This window comes from Paraburkholderia hospita (assembly GCF_002902965.1).
In the GTDB taxonomy this organism is placed as follows: domain Bacteria; phylum Pseudomonadota; class Gammaproteobacteria; order Burkholderiales; family Burkholderiaceae; genus Paraburkholderia; species Paraburkholderia hospita.
Map to the genome: position 1 here is coordinate 549,088 of NZ_CP026109.1, position 17,455 is coordinate 566,542.

A 17,455-nucleotide genomic window follows, 5' to 3' on the forward strand; every position below is an offset into this window, starting at 1 on the left:
GAGATTCAAGCCATGCAAATCAAGCTCCCCACCCTGGACGGCGCACTCGTTGACTACCGTCTGACCGGTACGCCACTGCAAGTCGTCAAGCCTGCGGCACCCTTTAACCGCATCGCCTACTCGGCTGCGCACGTAGTTGCCGATCCGCTGCGCAGCGGCGAACTCGGACAACCTTGCGCGATCGACTGGGACCGGACCATCGAATATCGCCGCTACCTGCTTGAGCAAGGGCTGGGGATCGCCGAGGCGATGGATACCGCGCAGCGTGGCATGGGTCTGCCGTGGGAGTCGGCCAAGGAACTGATCGTCCGGAGCCTGAATGAAACACGTGACATTCCCGGCGCGTTGATCGCATCCGGCTGCGGCACGGATCACTTGCCGGTCAGCGATGCCCGCTCGTGCGACGACGTGATCAAGGCGTACCTGACGCAAATCGAGAGCGTCCAGCGTGCGGGTGGCCAGATCATTCTGATGGCGAGCCGCGCCCTCGCGCGCGTGGCCAGGGATGCGAACGACTACATCCGCGTCTACCGGGAAGTGCTGTCTGCTTGCAACAAGCCGGTCATTCTCCACTGGCTTGGCGAGGCGTTCGATCCCGAACTGGCCGGATACTGGGGCCACAGCAACTTCGAAAACGCGGCCAAGGTCTGCCTCGAAGTCATCGCCGCGAATGAAGCGAAGGTCGACGGCACCAAGATTTCTCTGCTGGACGATGCGAAGGAAATCGGCTTCCGTCGTCGCCTACCGGCGTCCGTGAAGATGTACACAGGCGACGACTTCAACTATCCGGTTCTCATCGCTGGCGACGAGTTCGGCTACTCGCACGCGCTGCTCGGTATCTTCGACGCGATCGCGCCTGCCGCGTCACAAGCACTCTCTGCGTTGGCTTCGAACGATCTGACACGCTACAACGATCTTCTCGCACCGACAGTACCGCTGTCGCGCCACATCTTTCGCGCACCGACGCAGTACTACAAGACCGGGGTCGTGTTCCTCGCTTATCTGAACGGGTTCCAGCCGCACTTCTTCATGTTGGGCGGACATCACGGCCTGAGGCCGCCCGCCTATCTGGCAGAGGTCTTCCGACTTGCCGATCAAGCGAATCTTCTCAAGGATCCCGAGTTGGCCGTCCGCCGTATGCGAGCGGTCATGACGACGCTCGGGTGCGCGGAATGAACGCAGAAGCTGCTACTTTGGCGGCTTTCTCCTGGATCAGCGACCCTCAACGAAAGCTGGATTGGCGACATGGAACCTCTGCACCTCACCCGTTGCTCCATCAACACCGCAACACTCGGACACCGCGAACCCATCGCCGTGACGATCGACCGGATCGCCAAGGCGGGGTTCGGTGGGCTCGCCCCTTGGCGTCATGAAGTCGAAGGGGCCGATGTGAGCAAGATCGCCAGGCAGATTCGCGCGCTCGAACTCAAAGTCACCGGGTACTGTCGGTCGACCTACTTCCCTGCCTCGACGGAAGAGCAGCGTCTGGCCAACATCCAGTCGAACGTTCGGGCATTGAACGATGCCGCCGAACTGGGTGCCGAGTGCTTCGTGATGGTCGTGGGTGGCCTGCCTGAAGGTAGCCGCGACCTGTCAGATGCACGCGCGCAGGTACAGGATGGGATCGGTGCGTTGCTGGAAGCAGCACGCAAGCTGGGCGTCCGGTTGGCGATCGAACCGCTGCATCCAATGTATGCGGGTGAAAGATCGGTGATCAACACCATCGACCAGGCGAACGCCCTTGCGCGCGAGCTTGATCCGCATAACGATGGTTTCCTGGGGATCGCGGTCGACGTCTACCACTGCTGGTGGAACCCTCAGTTGGAAGCGGCGGTCTCTTCGATCGGCAAGGACAACCGCATTCTCGCTTACCACGTCTCCGACTGGTTGGTACCGACGACAGACACGTTACTCGACCGGGGCATGATGGGAGACGGCGTGATCGACCTCAAGGGCTTCCGGCAGAGCGTCGAGAATGCGGGATATGCCCGCATGGTTGAAGTCGAGATCTTCTCGCGCGACAACTGGTGGAAACTGCCACCCGACCTCGTCTTGAAGACATGCGCGGAGAGGCTGCAATCGGTCTGCTGAGACTCGAGCCAGCAACACGTCATCGTCAGACTCGTTGAAGGCCGCCGTAGTTGACCTGAAGGTCGTTGATTTTCAACATTGCCCTAGCCATCAGTGGCCCCGTTACTATCTTCATTCCTCGACAATCGAGGATTTGGCCAGCTAGGCCCGGCATGATTCTCGCCCCCAGTCGCAGTCATGATCCGGGGGGTGTTGTCACCGGGCCTGGTGGGTGGCTGGTGATCGCTAATAGGGGCTCGGCCAGGATATCTTGAGGCCGTCCGTAACGTGGATGCCGAGACTTGCCACCGATGTTGCAGGCCAAACCGTTCAACCTGCAAAGCCTTCGATGCAAGAAAACCAACAACATAGCTCTGTCGATGTATTCGTCGGCGTCGATGTCGGCAAAGGCCACCATCACGCCGTCGCCCTCGATCGGCGCGGAAAGCGCCTTTACAACAAGGCGCTGCCCAACGATGAGGCCAAGCTGCGCGCCCTCATTACCGAACTCAAGACGCACGGCCAGCTCCTGTTCGTCGTCGATCAACCCGCCACCATCGGCGCGTTGCCCGTGGCAGTCGCCCGTGATGAAGATGTTCTGGTCGCATATCTACCGGGTCTGGCTATGCGCCGCATCGCCGACCTGCACGCCGGTGAAGCCAAGACTGATGCTCGCGATGCCGCCATCATTGCTGAAGCCGCGCGCTCAATGCCGCATACGCTGCGCTCACTTCGGCTGGCTGACGAACCACTCGCCGAACTCACCATGCTGTGCGGCTTCGACGACGATCTGGCGGCCCAGATCACGCAGACCAGCAACCGCATTCGAGGTCTGCTCACCCAGATCCATCCGGCGCTGGAAAGGGTCGTGGGGCCGCGGCTCGACCATCCGGCCGTGCTCGATCTGCTTGAGCGATACCCGTCACCCGCCGAGCTCGCCTCAGCCAGCGAGAAAACACTCGCCAACCGCCTCACCAAACTCGCACCTCGCATGGGCAAGAGCCTGGCTTCCGACATCGTCCAGGCGCTCAGCGAACAGGCTGTGATCGTGCCCGGTACTCAGGCCGCAACCATCGTCATGCCGCGTCTTGCCCAGCAACTCGCATCCTTGCGCAAGCAACGCGAGGAGGTTGCCAGCGAAGTTGAACGTCTGGTGCACGCACACCCTCTTTGGCCGGTCCTGACCAGCATGCCGGGAGTCGGCGTCAGGACCGCCGCCAGACTCCTCACTGAAGTCGCTCACAAAGCCTTCGCATCGGCTGCGCATCTCGCCGCCTACGCCGGCCTCGCCCCGGTGACCCGACGCTCGGGCTCGTCCATCCGTGGCGAACACCCGTCCAGACGGGGCAACAAGGTACTCAAGAGAGCGCTCTTCCTCTCGGCCTTTGCTGCCCTGCGAGACCCGATCTCAAGGGACTATTACACGCGCAAGGTCCAGCAGGGCAAGCGCCACAATCAGGCGCTCATCGCTCTCGCTCGACGACGCTGCGACGTGCTGTTCGCCATGCTGCGCGACGGCACCCTCTACCAACCAAAATCCGCCCCTACCGCTTGACGAATCACATAGGGGCACCCCCCCGCACCCCAGATAAGCCTCGATCACCTTCGGGTCCTTCTGCACGTCCTGCGGCAGAATGCGACGGCGGGCGCCCTCGGGGTCTCTTTTCACTTTGGATTCGTTCATTGTCGGCTGCATAACCGCCGCATCGCGTTGAAGCATGTCGGGCACGTGATGCGCGACCGCGTTTTGGTTCGTTCATGCGATATGCATTGCCTATACTTTTTCGACCACCAGGAGGTGCATCATGAACGACCACGTGTACAAGCAGATCGAGCTGACCGGTTCGTCGACGAAATCCAGCGACGACGCCATCCGTTGCGCGATCGAAAAAGCTGGTAAAACGCTCCGCAATATGCACTGGTTTGAAGTCGTGGAGACGCGCGGTCAAATCGAAGACAATAAGGTCTCGCACTGGCAGGTGACACTGAAGGTCGGCTTGCGCATCGAGGATTGAGGCTGCGTCAGACCGCACGCAGCACGCCGTATGCATGACAGTGCGGCGCGCGGTCGGCGCTATTCGCGCGCGCATTAAAAAAGCTGCATTCGGCAAGACGCCGGATGCAGCTTTTGGCTTCGCACGCGTCCCGCAGATCGTCGACGCGGCGTTGGCGCTGCCCCAACCTGCCTATCGCGACCCGCTTCCAGCGATCATCGTACCTCGACATCGCCGGGCCCCACAGTGGCAGGCATACCGTTCGCGAAGTGCCCTTGACATCTTCTCATCACTGACAAGAGCATAGTCGATGCTCAATTCTTCACCCGCGTCAATCCTGCGCCGGGCACGAATGAAGATTTTCTGTCCGTCCAGCTCCGGTACGCAATTGGGATTGCACGAATGGTTAATCCATCGTGCGCTGTTGCCACCGATGGCACCGTCGATGACGTAACCATCTCCGACATCAAAAAGGAAGGTGTGGTCCGGTTGCGCAAGATCCCGGGGAGGACCGGTCATCGCTGCTTCCCTTGGGACCCGTTTTCCCTTGTACTCGCAGATCAGTTCCCCGCCCAGGATCGTCACGGTCGCGAACACACCTTTACCGTGAATGGGTAAGCTGCGTACCGAGATTCGACGTCGACTCTTCATCTGATAACCAGCGATCGTTGTTGCCGGGAACACGTCGGCTCGATCAAGACTCAATGGCCGTCAAAGAGGTCCGACATCACGTCACTCGCCTCGTGTCGCGGTGGCATCGTGCCGCTCCTGACCTGCGCGAGAACATCCGGCGGCAGCCAGGTCGCCTCAATCGCGGCGATGCCGCTCTCGATCATCTGCTGCAGGAAAAACGACTGGCTGCGTCCTGTTATCCCGCCAGTAGCCGCAACCTTTGTTGAGGGGCGGCCGGGATACGCGTTTATGCCCTGCGGGGCATAAACGCGTACCTTGTTGACACCCCAACAGATCCCTGTTCTGGACGCGACGGCGCATTGCGTTATCCTGACGGTCCCGCTCAAAAGGAGCACACATGAAGCTTTCGAAATGTCTGTTACTGGTGGCGTTGTTGCTGTCCGCTGCCGGTCACGCGCAAACCTCGCAGACGTATTACTTCGGCGAAGGCCAGGGCGCGCCGCAACGCGGGCGCGCCACGTCGTCGCCGCCACTTGCCGGAGCCGAGTCGATCGGTAGGCAACACCATCATCACCATATGACGCGCCATTCGCCGCATCTGAACCAGTATTCGCGTCCCTGATCCCGGTTTGCGTCGAGATCGCCTCACCGGTGCTGCACTTTCCGTGTCCCCATGTACGCTTCGAACAGACCCGCATGCAGGCGGCTGAGCTTCTGGCGCAGGCTGACCAGCTCATGCTGATCGCCTTCGTGCTCCCGACGCAGGATCTCCCCCAGCAGAGCCGTCGCGCGCGATTCCGCCCGATTACGTTGCACACGCGCCTCACCCAGCCGGCCCGCGAGCGCCGGCTTGACCACCAGCAGCCACGCCGTATGCGCAAGCCAAGAACGATTCCATGATACTCGCAGGCTGTGTTAAAGAGGCCGCCCACTCGAACACAGCATGAGGATCTGGGCGATGACAGCAAGACGAACCACCATCCGGCAACTGCCGTTGACCGAGGTTGTTGACCGCGACACACCCGGCGCGACGCCGGTCAGCATCACCACGCCCGAGGGCGGCGCCATCTACCACACGGTCCTGCTCGCAGACCCGGACACCAGCAGGAGGCGCGACTCCCGTCCGCAGTCGATCGCAGGTACCTTCCCACTTTTCCCTGTTGTCCGACTCGCGGACGGCACGCCGTGGGCTGAGGCGAACATCTGGCTCATCGATATGATGGAGTCGAAGTCGTCGCCCAACATGCTGACCTTCGCCAGCATCGCAGACGATCTGGTGGCGTTCCGTCGTTATCTGGATGACGAGGGCATCGACTGGCTGGTGTTCCCCGTGAACAAGCGGCAACGTCCGACCTACCGCTATAGCGCCTCGATCAAGCTGGCCGTGCAGGCAGGCGAACTGTCTCCGAGCGTCGCCAGGCGTCGTATGGGCACTATCGTGCGCTTCTATCGCTGGCTAATGACCGAAGCAGGCTTCAAGCCCGTGAACGCGCCGTGGGTCGAATCTGACCGGTTCATCGAGTTCAAGGACCAGAAGGGCTTCAGCAGCGTGATCGAGGTCAAGACCACCGACCTGTCGATCAGTGGTCGGCGCGCAGAAGACCCGTGGGACGACCGCATTCAGGACGGCGCTCGCCTGCGCCCGCTCCCCTCTTCCGAGCAGTCGGTACTGCTTGAATCGTTAGCCGCTCTCGGCAACACCGAGATGACGCTCGTTCATCTGTTCGCACTGTTGACGGGCGCTCGGATCCAGACGGTACTGACCATGCGCGCGAAACACGTGATGCGCAAGCCGGGCGAGTTTCACGGCGACGACATCCGTCTCGCCTGCGGACCGGGTACGGGCATCGACACGAAGGGCGGTGTCAAGGGCGTGTTGCATCTGCCGCGCGGTTTCTACGAGCGGCTGTACATCTATATGCACAGCGATCGTGCGCGCAAGCGTCGCCAACTGGCAGACGGCGGCGATCACTTCGACCAGCCGCTCTTTCTGAGCCATCGCGGTGCGCCGCTCTACGAGGACCGCGCGTCGCGCGCCCCGGTCAGCACTGGCCCGCACGTACGCCGTCACCTCAAGACGGGGCAGGCCGTACGCCAGTTCATCAGGGACGAACTGTTGCCCATGATGCGCGTACAGCTCGGCAACCCCAGGTACGAGTTCAGCTTCCACGACCTGCGCGCGACCTACGGGCTGAACATGGTCGACACGATGACAGCGAATGAGACTAAGTACACCCGGGCACTCGATCAGTTGCGGCAGTTGATGTGGCACGCCCGGCCGTCCACGACCGAGATTTACCTCGGCTACCGCGAGAACCGCAAGCTCTTCGACGCTGTGCAGGACGGCTGGGGCACGCACCTGTCGGCACTGGTCACGCGCGCCCTCGACACTGCGGTGGCAGCATGAGCCGCCTTTATGAGGAAGTGTGCATGCCGCTCGCGGAGGGCACAACGCTGCTGCACCCCGAACGCGCGTTGCTCAAGTGGGAAGGCCTTGCCAGCAGGTCCGATATCGGGCGGATCTGCTACCTGACGCGTGATACGTCGAGCCGGCAGCGCACGCGACGCACTTTCGACCAAACAAGCTTCAGCAGCGAACGGGCCAAGGTCGTACGCCTGCTGGTGGCGCAGCTTTCCGGGCGTATGACCCTTGGCGCGATGCGTCCGAAGACGGTCTACGGTGCTCTGCGCGTCATGCTTGACTTCGTCAACTGGGCCGACATGCAGGGCCTGCATCAGGTGCTCTGTGACGAGAAGGCTACCGCGGACGCGGTTCATCGCTACTTCCGTGAGAAGCGCGAACAGGTCTCATTGGGCAGCCTGCACCGCAATTCCGTCGCCCGCTATCAGCGCAATCTGCTGTCGATGCTACGTGAGCTCTTCAGAGACGACGACTTCTGTACCGATGCGAGGGTGCTGCGCAGCCAAGAGGCTGCTTCTGTGCCAACGGCTGTGCCAGATGCCGAAGCACAAGCCTCCCTGCTCGCATGGGCTGACGCACTCTTCAACAGCATCACCACGCTCGTACTCGATTTCAAGCCGTACCCGATGCACGTGACCACGGCACGAGGCGAGCATCTTTGCCTTGTTCCGCACCCATTTGGCCGTAATAAAGGCGACGACTCGCGCGGCCTGCTTGGCTGGAATCTGGAGACGGGAGAGCCGCGCACTCGCGAAGAACTCACGACGCGCATGGCTGGGGCAGGAGCTAAAAATCCTCGAACGAGTTCGTGGAGCATCGCCAGGCTAACGGCTAAAAATCTTGCGGCGGCGAACGCGGACGCGCAGTCTCCGATCCGCCGCTCGCACGCTTCGATAGCGGTCTCCTGTTTCGCCGCGCTGTTTCTCGCCGAAACAGGCATCAATCTCGCGCAACTGCTGGCCATGAAGTGGAGCCCGGGGCTCGCCGCGAGCCTGCAGGATGCGTCAGTTGCACGTCAGAAGTTTCGCGAGGTCAAGTACCGTGCAGCCGGGAAGGACGTAACGTTTACCGTCTCGTTGGGTTTCATGCCGAAGCTCAAGACGTATCTGGCGCTGCGCGAGTATCTGGTGCAGGACGCAGACTGCGACGGGTTATTCATCGTAGTCGGGAATCAGGTACAGCTACGACGGCCAATCGGTCTCCCAACCGAATTTCTGACTCTGCTTTACGCGCGGCTCAACAAGCTCGGGATCGTGCTGCCGCGAATTAGCGCACGTCAGTGGCGCGCGGCGAAGCAGGATTGGGCGGTGAGCAACCACGGCCCCATCGTCGCAGCGAAGCTGATGGGGCACTCGCTGGCCACGGCACTGCGTTCATACTCGAACGGCACGGACGCCGCACACAAGGCAGAGATGGGCGCGTTCCTCGCTTTGGTGGAGAAGACCGTGCTCAAGCCCGTCAACGACCCGGCGGGCAGCATCAGGAGTGCGGTGGGTGTCTGCATCGAGTTCAACAAGCCTGCGCCAATCGCGGCATCGGTCACCGTACAGCCTGATTGCCGCTCGACCGAAGGGTGTCTCTTCTGCGACCAGTACCGCGTACACGCTGACGTCGCCGACATCCGCAAGCTGCTGAGCTGTCGTCACTGCGTCAGGCTCGTGAGCGGACGTGCCGACTCGATTGAGCAGTACGACAGTTCGTTCGGTGCCGTGCTGCGGCGCGTTGACTTCCTGCTGGATGAACTGCGCAAGCGCGACGCCGCGTTGGTCCATCAGATTGAGCAGGACGTTGACATCGAAGGGAATCTGGACACTTTCTGGTTGGCCAAGCTCAACCAGCTTTTCGAATTGGGAGTGGCATGAACAACACGCTGATTGCGCCGATCGCTGAGCGTCCCGACTGGTATCGGGTAGAGGACGATACGGTCGTCACGCACGATACGGCTGGGAACACTGTTTCGCTGTTTGGTGACGACGCCTGGGACATCCGTGCATACATGGTTGGGCCACGCAGCACCCATCTCTATTTCAGGGGTCACTCGCCTGACGGCGTGAGCCGCGCGCTTTCAGAAGCGACTACGCGTCAATGGAAGCAGGTCATGTACTTTCTGATGCACGAAGCGACCGATACGGTACCGGCGTCCGGCACGCTTCAGGCTCGTTCAATGTACCTGAGGGAGTTCATGTTCTTTGCCGCCGCACTTCAGCTTACGCTCTACGAGGGCCTGTCCAACATCGCCGTTGTTCTGGACTATGCGGCGCAAGCCGGGATGGAGGCGAAGGCCCAACGCCTTCATTCGATTCTGGTGAAGCTTCACCGTCTGGGGGTCGAGACCACAGGGCTGCGCGTACCGCTGGCCCAACTGCATAGGCCTCTGCTTGAACGCTGGGCGCAACACGCTGGATACTCGCAATACCCTGTCATCCCGACGCGGATCTACCAGCACTTCCTGTCGACCTGTCAGCATGACCTCGGCATCGCTGAGGGCGTCGCTGACGTTCTGTCGGACTACCTCGCACGCGGGTACGCTGGCGAGAGTCCTGGCGTCTCTGCGGCACTGGTAAGGGCTGCCGCGCACTTCCGGTGCAAGGACCGCCGTTACGTCGTGTCGTCGCTTGTCGCGTCAATTAGCGCGCTATGTCAGCTTGTCATCGTGTCGTTCACCGGCATGCGCGCGGCGGAAGCGGAGAACCTGCCGTACGACTGCCTGAGCGAGACCCGTCTCGATGGCGTGACGCACTACACCATCGAGGGTGTCACGACCAAGCTGTCGGGCGGGCGTCCCAGGCGCGCATGCTGGGTGACCGGTCCGCTCGCTGCTCGCGCCGTCAGGCTCGCGCAACGGCTGTCGGGCGAGGCGCACCGGGCACACGGCGCGCAAGGCTACGCCGAATCGACGGACGGTTCGCACCTGCTGTTCTGCCGGATGGGTCTGAATCTGAGTTATGGGTACGTGGCAAACCGGGCGGCGAGTAACGTACATGACGATATCGAAGCCTTTCGTGAGCGTGTCTTCCCGACGATCACGGTCGAGGACATCGCTGAGCTGAAGCGTGTCGACATGCACCGCGCCTGGGAAGACGAGCCGAAGTACGCGGCCGGGCAACAGTGGCCGTTCACGCGCCATCAGCTTCGCCGCACGCTCGCGCTGTACGCGCACCGCAGCGGTCTCGTAACGCTGCCGACGCTCAAGCGTCAGTTGCAGCACATCACGCAGGAGATGAGCATGTACTACGCTCGTGGCTCGGCATTCGCGAAAGGCTTCATCGACACCGACAAGACCCACTTCGCGAAGGAATGGGCCGAGGCACAGGGCCTGTCCGAGTACCTTGCGTACGCCGAGCAGGTGCTGTTCTCTGACGGGCGGCTATTCGGCGGGCATGCAGCGTGGACGCAGAGCCGTGCCGTGCAGGCCTCGCCTGTGTCGGTCTACTCGCGCGAGCAGACGATCAGGATGTTCGAGAAGGGCGAGCTGGCGTACCGCGAGACAGTGCTAGGCGGCTGTGCCAGCGTCGAACAGTGCAAGTCGACGCCGCTCGACTGGATGCGTCTGGATTGCCTTGAATCGGACTGCCGTAACCTCGTGGTTGTGCCGTCAAAGCTTCAGCGCGTGATCAAGGCGCAGCAGGCTACGGTCGAGAAGCTGCGCGCTGTCGATGAGGCTAGCGTCGAATACCGTATCGAAGCACAGACGCTGCAACGACTGCTTGTCGCGCAAGAGAACCTGATCAACCCGGAGACAGCATGAGCGGCGCCATGACCGACTACTACGCCGCCCTTGAACGGCTGAAAAAGCGCAAGAATGCGCGTATCAACAACGACACCGTAGCGATCGAGGCGGGCCGCAAGAAGGGCAGCATCAAGAAGTCGCGCCCGCAGTTCGCTGAACTGATCGAAGCGATCGACGCGGCCAACGCAGTAGCCGAGCGCCCGAAGCGCGAACTGACCGACCGTCTGAACCGCGCGAAGGGCGACGCGAAGGATCTGCAGGCACAGCTTGACGAGTCGCTGGCTCGTGAACTCGCACTGCTGCGGCAGGTGTTCGGCCTGCGCAAAGAACTGGCCGCGCTGCGTGGCGGTAGCGTCCTGCCCTTGCAGCCGCGCTAGATCGAGGCGGACGTCTTCGCTCGAAACGGGCGCTTGGGCTGTTTCGCTTGCGTCGATTTGATGTTCGGGAAGATTCCCGGTACGGCTCACCCCGCGTAATGACGCATCAAATTCGATCGTGGTTCTGTGAGACCGCTGAACGGGTCAAGGGCGGGCGAAGCCCGGCGAAGTGAACCCTTGATGCGCGGTGGTTTGACACCCTCTAGCATGGTTGGACGCCCGGCTTTATCGGGCTTCCAACCATGCGGAACTTGCTGCGAAAGATGGACACTCCGACGGTCGTGCTGTCCACTTTTTCGGCTGATCTGATGGACACCTCGCAGACAGCTGATCCCAGTATTTTCAAGGCTCCGGGCGATGTCCATTGTTTTTCTCTTGCGCGTAAGGCCGGGAACCACGCGTAATCGTCGGCTCCGCCCGTTCCGGGAAACTCGGCATCGAAGCGCCGGCGCAGCGCGTCAAGCGACGCGTCGCCCAGCCTGGTCAGCAACGCGGCGAAACAGCCCGGCGCCAGCCACGCCAGTTCCGCAAGCAGCGGCCAGGCGGCATCCAGCCCCTCGGTCCGGTAGCGCGCCTCGGTCATCCACATGAGGGGCGCCGGAATGCGCCACCAGGATTCAATGCGCTCGACCGCGTCACATGCGGCCATCCACTCGCCCGCCAGTAGCCACAGCGGTGCGGCGTGATTCCCCGCATGACTGTCGGCCTGGACGCCGCGAAACGCCAGGCCTGCGGCCCGTTGCGCCAGCGACGACCAGCACGGGGCCAGCCATGCGTAACCCGTCTGCGCGGGCAGCACCTGCCGCACGGCCGGCGCCACTTCATCCTCGAGGTGTCGGCGGGCGACGGCCAGTACCGCGTGATCAGCGAAGGGCGTTGTGGACCCACCTTCGAGTTCACGGACAAGCACCGTCATCGCGGACAGCGCGCGGTCGTCCGGATACTCGGCGGCCAGTTCTTCCAGGGCCGCTCGCGCGGCCGCTCCATCGCGGCGCTGCAACTGATCGAGGACGCCGTTGCGCAACACCACGTCGCGGCTGTCGGCGAAGATATCGAGCTGCTGTGCGGTCGGCTGCATCGTCATCGCGCTCAGAAGAGTTGATCCTGAAGAGCGCTCAGGCTAATCCATTTCACCGTGCTGCGAAAGGCGCGGCCGTCCTCATTGACTGACTCGATGATCACGCGCTGGCCGCTCGCTTCGGCGATCACTCGAACGATCCGCTCGCCATAGCGCATCAGCGCGCCGATCGGCGGGCATGCCGGCGCCTTGCGCCCGGACCGCACTTGCCGCACGCGAGGTTTTGATTCCCTCACACCTAGCCCCGCTTCTTCCGGCGCGCCGCCGTCTTGCTGGATGGCGCTGACGCAACCGCGACCTTGCGTGCCGGCCCGGGCGTGCGCGCCGGACGTGCCGCAGTTGAACCTGAAATCGCGCTCTTCGCGCGGGCTGGACTCGAACGGTCGGTGTCGGCCCAGCGTTGTTCCGCCAGCTGGTCCTGCAGCGCCGCATGCGCGACCTGCACGGCATCGAGCCGACCCTGCAGCACGCCCGCCTGATGGCGCGCGTCACCGAGCTGCGCCTGCAGTGCGTCGACCGCTCGATGATGCTCCGCCTCGGGGTGTTCGTCCTTTTCGTGCATTTTCTGGCGGTTTGCATGAGAAAACGCTTTCAGATCAACCAGTTGTAAATCCGTCAACTTGCAAAAGCGTGTGAGGTCGCTCAGCCTTGCTACAAACGGCTTCTCACGCCGTTCCCGCCAGAAAATGCACGAAAAGGACGAACACCCCGCTGCCAACATTCCCCCGGAGCTTGGTCCGACGGTGCGCAACAGGTACCGCTGACGACGATGACTCGAGGCAGAAATTGATGAACGCCTCGATTTTTGCAGCTCGGTGGCGCCGGGACGGAAAGAGCGCATCAGCGGAAATCTTTCGTCCGACCAGTCCGGGAAGAGGTCCATGAGCAAGCCGTCATGCATTAACTGCTCGACGTCAATCTCCTTCACCTGGGCGATGCCGGCGCCGGCGATACACGCGCCGAGCATGGTTTCCACGTCCCACACGAGGAGGCGCCCCTCTGCAAGTATCTCCGTGACCTTCTTACCCCGATGGAACTCCCATTCGAAGGGCTTGGCCGTCACCGGGTTATAAAACATGATTCGCTGATGTTTGCTCATCTCCTCGGGTTTTCCTGGCTGTCCGTGCTCAGCCACGTACCGTGGAGATGCGACCGTAATGATGCGCGTCTCGAATAGCTTGCGCGCAACCAGTGTTCCCATCGGCGGCGGTCCAAAGCGAACCCAGGCCGCGGCCCCCCCCTTGATTGAAGCGGGTTCGAAGCCCGTGAAGGGTTCCACGTTTAGTTCGATTGACAGCAGGCCCGGCACATAGAACAGCAGATCGCTCGCCGGAAGCTGACCGGACGTTCCAATGCTGACACGACGGAATATCACCATTGCCGTTCGGCACCCTCCTTCCTACGGGTCAACGGGAAACGGGCCACGCGCGCAGTCTGCAACAGCCACATCCACGATGCGATCCGGCGTATCGCCGAAGTGATCGATCAGCCGTTGCAAAGCGTCCTCTGATCATCACCTCGACCACTCGCCCTTCAGCAACATGCGTCGCCTCTGTCATCTGTTCTCGATGGTCAGGTTGTTCCTGACAGCTGTGACGCCTGGAACGCCTTGCGCGGCTTCAGCAGCCCTATCCAGCACAGTCCGGTTGGGTACTGATCCAGAGAGCGTGACAACGCCAGCTGCAGCGTGAACCTGATATCTCTGCTGGTCAGATGCTTCGTCTTGCCAAGCGCGTAATGAACATCCTTCTCCAGCTTTCGGTCCGCCACCGCGGTCGTCGTGTCCGTATGTACACTCCCCGACGCTGCGTCGTCGCCTCCGCCATTTGCCGCGCCTGCAGCCTGTGCGAAGCCGCTCGTCGATAGCATCAGCACGACAATCCCCAGAGCCCCTTTAACCGATATCCTTGCGTCCACAGATGCTCTCCGTCCGTTCATAGATAGCCAGCGGTAGTCGGCATTGAAATCGGAACCACGATCGCCGTCAGAAGCGACAAATGGACCGACACGGCGGCAGCCGCATCCATACGCAATCACCCCTCGCGTGCGATTCCAGTTACCACCATACTTCAGTTCGACACCGACGTAGTCCGCATTACTGCCACCCGCATCACGAATCGAATCGCCTACCTGGAAGTGCACCAGGCACGCGCTTCTGGAAAACCCGATCGCGCGTGCCTGTGGCCTTATTACTGCTGGCGGAACTGGCCCGGTACGTAGTCGTGCACCGGCCATCCGTGTTGTTGCGCGAGTTCGTAGGCGCAACCCTGAGCGAGTGCGTGAGACTCGAAGTCACCAAACATGCGAGGCCTCGCGAGTCGCCTTGCGGCTTCAGGCGGGCATAGCCCGAGAAGAACCGCGGGTTCTCGTTGTCCACGGTGCATATGCGATCTGCCTCGCTGGTATTGCCTGACTCAGTCGGCGGCGCGATCCCCGATGGCCTTGGCGGCGTACCGGCACCGGACTGCATCCCACAAACCGTTCTATCCCGATGTCGAAGGCAATCGCGTCGATCGGATTTGCGCCGCCCGATACGAGCGGCGCTAGCGCGGCCGGCCGATTACCGCGGCGACTGCAGTAGCTGCCGCCCTCCGTGCGTCAAGCGCGAGACTTTTGGATTCGTAAATCTGTGCGGCCGCCAAGCCACACGCGGACCAGATACCAGCCGGCGATCCCTCGGCGGTGTTCTGATTTAGCCATGTACCGCAAGCCCTGCAGCGATACTGGACGTAACGCGCTATTGGCTTTTGGGGCGTACCAAAAACACCGGTCCCGACACGTAAGAGATCCCTGTGCGGAAGGAGCCCTGAAGGCATCCCGACCAACGTTTGACAAGCAAGGCACGCTTCCATGGTTGCCTCCTGTTCGGCACCCGTCCGGAATATGCCTCCAGTATAGGCCGTGCCGGACAGCTAAGGCCTCACGCTGTCTAGGCGACCCGGGCAACACGCGAACGGGCGCAGTGAAATCCCTGCACCCGGTGCATCGCCGCTAGTGGCCGCCGTTGCCGTAGAGCTGATGCATCCGCTCATCCGATGCGGGCTGCGCGGCGGCGCGAGACCCGGCCGACCGGGAGCCAGCCGTCGTACCGCCGTATCCATCGCTGTACTCGGTCATGCCTCGCTGCCTGGCAATACGCCCCTCGGCAGCCTGAACATCCGCTGGATATCGGGGATCTTCACCCTTGGCCGAGTTATAGCCCGCCTGCTCGAGCTGCTGGAGTTCTGCACGCACCTGTGCGCGCGTCGGACCCTGCTGAGTTTGTGAATAGGCTGCGACCGGAACAGCGAGAAGCGTCGCAGCGGCGAGCGCGAAAATCGTCGATTTCATGGTGGAAACTCCTGTTGCTTATCCAGATGTCGCTTCACCCATGCAAGGGCTTTCGCCCGGACCCTCCGCATCGCGGCGAATCGCTGCGATACGTCGGGGCTCGTCCCACACCATCAAAATTCGCAAGATCCAGACCGCGGATGTTTCCCATCCCATACCGGCAGAAGGTGGAACGCCGATTTCGCCGCACGCTACAAGTTACGTATCCCAATACAAAAGTTGCTAATCCTGGTTTATGTCGAAGCGCATAGGATACCGAAGCGAATTTCCGATGCGCGCGATGCTCGCCCCGCGCGTATCGCCATCGCGACGCGCAGCACCTGTCCGCGACAATCTCGGCCACGCCTCCTCGACCACCAGGAGTCTCTACCTTTATTCCGAAGATGATGAGCGGCACAGCGAGACCGTCAAGCGTCATCGGATGTCGTGGGCCGATATAAGATCGGGAACTGACGGTCGCAAGCCGAATCCTGGTGATTCGACAACGGACCCTTCATGGATGGCTGCTATCGCGCAGTGCCTCGTTCATTCAGGCACCGTCGTTCCCTGAATTGCTGCTCTGCCGCCTGCGCCCGTGCCCGACGCAACTGCTCGGGCGTTATTGTGGTGCGTCGCAGTCCCGCCGCCCGTCGCTTCTCCTCATCTTTCCGCCACGGGGCAAGCCCGTTGGCGACTGGCTTGTCCATCTCGCCCGCGAAATGGGGCTGTGCGGGGCGACGTTGATTGCTGGAGCCGAGAGCATCGGGCATCACCATTCGGGCGCAAGAATGAGGCGCACGCGGATTGCGCGGGCTGGCATGCGGTGTGGTTCGGCGCCGGGTTGTCAGACGACGTGCACGTTCTCGTCTTCGATGTAATTGCAGATCACGGCTGTAAACGTATGATCGCCGGAGAGCCCGAGGTGCTCCGCGCGCGACGTGTCCCACCGCGCAGGCCAACTGCCGACGATCGTCTCGACGCGCGGATCCGGCTTCCATTCGATGCGCTCCACGACGCGCTCGCCCGCCACCTCGCGCAACGCGGCAATCATCTCGTCCACGCTGACCGAGATACCGGGCAGATTCACCACGCGCTGGTTGCCAAGTGCGGCCGCATCGAGCTCGCAGCCGGCGATCAGGCACTCGATCGCTTTGCGCGGCGACAGCAGCCACAGGCGCGTGCTGCCCGTCACCGGACAGATCGCCTCTTCGCCGTTCAACGGCTCGCGGATGATGCCGCTCGCAAACGACGACGCCGCGGCGTTCGGCTTGCCGGGCCGCACGCTGATCGTCGGCAGCCGCAGCACGCGGCCGCCGACGAACCCGCGCCGCGTATAGTCGTTCAGCAGCAGCTCCGCAATGGCCTTTTGCGTGCCATACGACGATTGCGGATTCAGCGCGGTGTCGTTCTGCACGACGTCGGGCAGATCGCCGCCGTACACGGCGACCGAGCTCGTGAATACGACGCGCGGCCGGTGCCCACGTTGCCGGCACGTTTCGAGCAACAGCCGCGACGCATCGAGATTGATGCGCATGCCCAGATCGAAATCCGCTTCCGCCTGGCCGCTGACGATCGCAGCAAGATGGAAGATCGCGTCGGTCTTGTCGTCGATCAGGCGCTCGAGCACGCCGCGCTCCGCGATGTCGCCCACTTCCGTGCGCACACGGCTGTCGCCGAAATCAGCGGGACGCTCGACGTCGAGCAGCACGAGCTCGGTGATCGGCTGACGCTTGCCGTCCGCGCTCTTCAGTGCGCCGCGTGCGAGCAGTGCACGCGCGAGACGCTGGCCGAGAAATCCGGCGCCACCGGTAACCAGTACTTTCATGATGTCCTTCGTTCCGT

17 protein-coding genes and 1 pseudogene are annotated in these 17,455 nt (G+C 62.1%); 9 read left to right on the forward strand and 9 right to left on the reverse strand.

All coding sequences use genetic code 11. The features are described from left to right. The first annotated feature begins 12 nt into the window (after positions 1 to 12). From C2L64_RS51620 to C2L64_RS51630, 3 genes are all read left to right on the forward strand, one after another. Positions 13 to 1,176 carry a dihydrodipicolinate synthase family protein gene (locus tag C2L64_RS51620; RefSeq protein WP_090839119.1) on the forward strand — a complete coding sequence of 388 codons (1,164 nt, stop codon included), beginning with the start codon at positions 13 to 15 and terminating at the stop codon, positions 1,174 to 1,176. 69 nt (positions 1,177 to 1,245) lie between these two features. Then, a complete protein-coding gene (locus C2L64_RS51625) occupies positions 1,246 to 2,091 on the forward strand; it encodes a sugar phosphate isomerase/epimerase family protein (RefSeq protein ID WP_090839120.1) in 846 nt (281 codons plus the stop codon). A gap of 328 nt (positions 2,092 to 2,419) precedes the next feature. Further along, on the forward strand, positions 2,420 to 3,625 hold the full coding sequence (locus C2L64_RS51630) for an IS110 family RNA-guided transposase (RefSeq protein WP_007587666.1): 1,206 nt from the start codon (positions 2,420 to 2,422) through the stop codon (positions 3,623 to 3,625). 48 nt (positions 3,626 to 3,673) lie between these two features. Here the strand turns inward: C2L64_RS51630 and C2L64_RS56570 are convergent. Then, a pseudogene (locus C2L64_RS56570) lies at positions 3,674 to 3,790 on the reverse strand (hypothetical protein); the annotation flags it as partial. 85 nt (positions 3,791 to 3,875) lie between these two features. On the opposite strand from C2L64_RS56570, the gene C2L64_RS51640 reads away from it, so the two are divergent. Continuing rightward, entirely contained in the window at positions 3,876 to 4,085 is a 210-nt protein-coding gene (locus C2L64_RS51640) for a dodecin (protein ID WP_090839344.1), read from the forward strand. Positions 4,086 to 4,256: 171 nt separating this feature from the next. Here the strand turns inward: C2L64_RS51640 and C2L64_RS51645 are convergent, their stop codons facing one another. Continuing rightward, a complete protein-coding gene (locus C2L64_RS51645) occupies positions 4,257 to 4,715 on the reverse strand; it encodes an SET domain-containing protein (protein ID WP_090839341.1) in 459 nt (152 codons plus the stop codon). Positions 4,716 to 5,094: 379 nt separating this feature from the next. On the opposite strand from C2L64_RS51645, the gene C2L64_RS51655 reads away from it, so the two are divergent. Next, positions 5,095 to 5,319: a hypothetical protein gene (locus C2L64_RS51655; protein WP_090839338.1), complete on the forward strand. Its 225-nt coding sequence runs from the start codon at positions 5,095 to 5,097 to the stop codon at positions 5,317 to 5,319. Positions 5,320 to 5,342: 23 nt separating this feature from the next. On the opposite strand, the gene C2L64_RS51660 is transcribed toward C2L64_RS51655, so the two are convergent. Continuing rightward, positions 5,343 to 5,555 (reverse strand): hypothetical protein, encoded by a 213-nt coding sequence (locus C2L64_RS51660; protein WP_244212342.1) that lies wholly within the window; start codon positions 5,553 to 5,555, stop codon positions 5,343 to 5,345. 100 nt (positions 5,556 to 5,655) lie between these two features. On the opposite strand from C2L64_RS51660, the gene C2L64_RS51665 reads away from it, so the two are divergent. Genes C2L64_RS51665 through C2L64_RS51680 form a run of 4 tightly spaced genes read left to right on the forward strand, consistent with a single transcriptional unit; the run spans position 5,656 to position 11,226 of the window. Beyond that, positions 5,656 to 7,104 (forward strand): site-specific integrase, encoded by a 1,449-nt coding sequence (locus C2L64_RS51665; RefSeq protein ID WP_103154356.1) that lies wholly within the window; start codon positions 5,656 to 5,658, stop codon positions 7,102 to 7,104. After that, positions 7,101 to 8,981 (forward strand): integrase, encoded by a 1,881-nt coding sequence (locus tag C2L64_RS51670; protein ID WP_103154011.1) that lies wholly within the window; start codon positions 7,101 to 7,103, stop codon positions 8,979 to 8,981. The genes C2L64_RS51665 and C2L64_RS51670 overlap by 4 nt, the downstream gene beginning before the upstream one ends. Continuing rightward, the gene (locus C2L64_RS51675) at positions 8,978 to 10,867 is read left to right on the forward strand and encodes an integrase (protein WP_103154010.1); all 1,890 of its coding nucleotides are present in this window, start codon (positions 8,978 to 8,980) and stop codon (positions 10,865 to 10,867) included. Before C2L64_RS51670 ends, C2L64_RS51675 begins: the two co-directional genes overlap by 4 nt. Continuing rightward, positions 10,864 to 11,226: a hypothetical protein gene (locus C2L64_RS51680; RefSeq protein WP_103154009.1), complete on the forward strand. Its 363-nt coding sequence runs from the start codon at positions 10,864 to 10,866 to the stop codon at positions 11,224 to 11,226. Before C2L64_RS51675 ends, C2L64_RS51680 begins: the two co-directional genes overlap by 4 nt. 202 nt (positions 11,227 to 11,428) lie before the next feature. Here C2L64_RS51680 and C2L64_RS51685 read toward each other — a convergent pair whose 3' ends face one another. The 6 genes from C2L64_RS51685 to denD form a co-directional block, all read right to left on the reverse strand. Next, positions 11,429 to 12,310 carry a hypothetical protein gene (locus C2L64_RS51685; protein WP_244212343.1) on the reverse strand — a complete coding sequence of 294 codons (882 nt, stop codon included), beginning with the start codon at positions 12,308 to 12,310 and terminating at the stop codon, positions 11,429 to 11,431. A gap of 5 nt (positions 12,311 to 12,315) precedes the next feature. Further along, on the reverse strand, positions 12,316 to 12,462 hold the full coding sequence (locus C2L64_RS54490) for a hypothetical protein (RefSeq protein WP_167449633.1): 147 nt from the start codon (positions 12,460 to 12,462) through the stop codon (positions 12,316 to 12,318). Positions 12,463 to 12,542: 80 nt separating this feature from the next. Then, complete coding sequence (locus tag C2L64_RS51695) at positions 12,543 to 13,682, reverse strand: LysR substrate-binding domain-containing protein (RefSeq protein ID WP_090839203.1); 1,140 nt, start codon at positions 13,680 to 13,682, stop codon at positions 12,543 to 12,545. A 177-nt stretch (positions 13,683 to 13,859) separates the two neighbouring features. Next, positions 13,860 to 14,168 (reverse strand): BON domain-containing protein, encoded by a 309-nt coding sequence (locus C2L64_RS51700; protein WP_244144705.1) that lies wholly within the window; start codon positions 14,166 to 14,168, stop codon positions 13,860 to 13,862. Positions 14,169 to 15,295: 1,127 nt separating this feature from the next. After that, the gene (locus C2L64_RS51705) at positions 15,296 to 15,634 is read right to left on the reverse strand and encodes a DUF4148 domain-containing protein (protein ID WP_090839204.1); all 339 of its coding nucleotides are present in this window, start codon (positions 15,632 to 15,634) and stop codon (positions 15,296 to 15,298) included. Between the two features lie 823 nt (positions 15,635 to 16,457). Then, a complete protein-coding gene (gene denD / locus C2L64_RS51720) occupies positions 16,458 to 17,438 on the reverse strand; it encodes a D-erythronate dehydrogenase (RefSeq protein WP_090839209.1) in 981 nt (326 codons plus the stop codon). Positions 17,439 to 17,455: the final 17 nt, after the last annotated feature.

Bases quoted from the DNA above. Each gene is read 5' to 3' on its own strand.
- C2L64_RS51675 (WP_103154010.1), top strand. From the start codon at position 8,978: ATGAACAACACGCTGATTGCGCCGATCGCTGAGCGTCCCGACTGGTAT.
- C2L64_RS51665 (WP_103154356.1), top strand. From the start codon at position 5,656: ATGACAGCAAGACGAACCACCATCCGGCAACTGCCGTTGACCGAGGTT.
- C2L64_RS51670 (WP_103154011.1), top strand. From the start codon at position 7,101: ATGAGCCGCCTTTATGAGGAAGTGTGCATGCCGCTCGCGGAGGGCACA.
- C2L64_RS51705 (WP_090839204.1), bottom strand. From the start codon at position 15,634: ATGAAATCGACGATTTTCGCGCTCGCCGCTGCGACGCTTCTCGCTGTT.
- C2L64_RS51695 (WP_090839203.1), bottom strand. From the start codon at position 13,682: ATGGTGATATTCCGTCGTGTCAGCATTGGAACGTCCGGTCAGCTTCCG.
- C2L64_RS51655 (WP_090839338.1), top strand. From the start codon at position 5,095: ATGAAGCTTTCGAAATGTCTGTTACTGGTGGCGTTGTTGCTGTCCGCT.
- C2L64_RS51625 (WP_090839120.1), top strand. From the start codon at position 1,246: ATGGAACCTCTGCACCTCACCCGTTGCTCCATCAACACCGCAACACTC.
- C2L64_RS51640 (WP_090839344.1), top strand. From the start codon at position 3,876: ATGAACGACCACGTGTACAAGCAGATCGAGCTGACCGGTTCGTCGACG.
- C2L64_RS51680 (WP_103154009.1), top strand. From the start codon at position 10,864: ATGAGCGGCGCCATGACCGACTACTACGCCGCCCTTGAACGGCTGAAA.
- C2L64_RS51685 (WP_244212343.1), bottom strand. From the start codon at position 12,310: ATGACGATGCAGCCGACCGCACAGCAGCTCGATATCTTCGCCGACAGC.
- C2L64_RS54490 (WP_167449633.1), bottom strand. From the start codon at position 12,462: ATGCGCTATGGCGAGCGGATCGTTCGAGTGATCGCCGAAGCGAGCGGC.
- C2L64_RS51630 (WP_007587666.1), top strand. From the start codon at position 2,420: ATGCAAGAAAACCAACAACATAGCTCTGTCGATGTATTCGTCGGCGTC.
- C2L64_RS51620 (WP_090839119.1), top strand. From the start codon at position 13: ATGCAAATCAAGCTCCCCACCCTGGACGGCGCACTCGTTGACTACCGT.
- denD (WP_090839209.1), bottom strand. From the start codon at position 17,438: ATGAAAGTACTGGTTACCGGTGGCGCCGGATTTCTCGGCCAGCGTCTC.
- C2L64_RS51645 (WP_090839341.1), bottom strand. From the start codon at position 4,715: ATGAAGAGTCGACGTCGAATCTCGGTACGCAGCTTACCCATTCACGGT.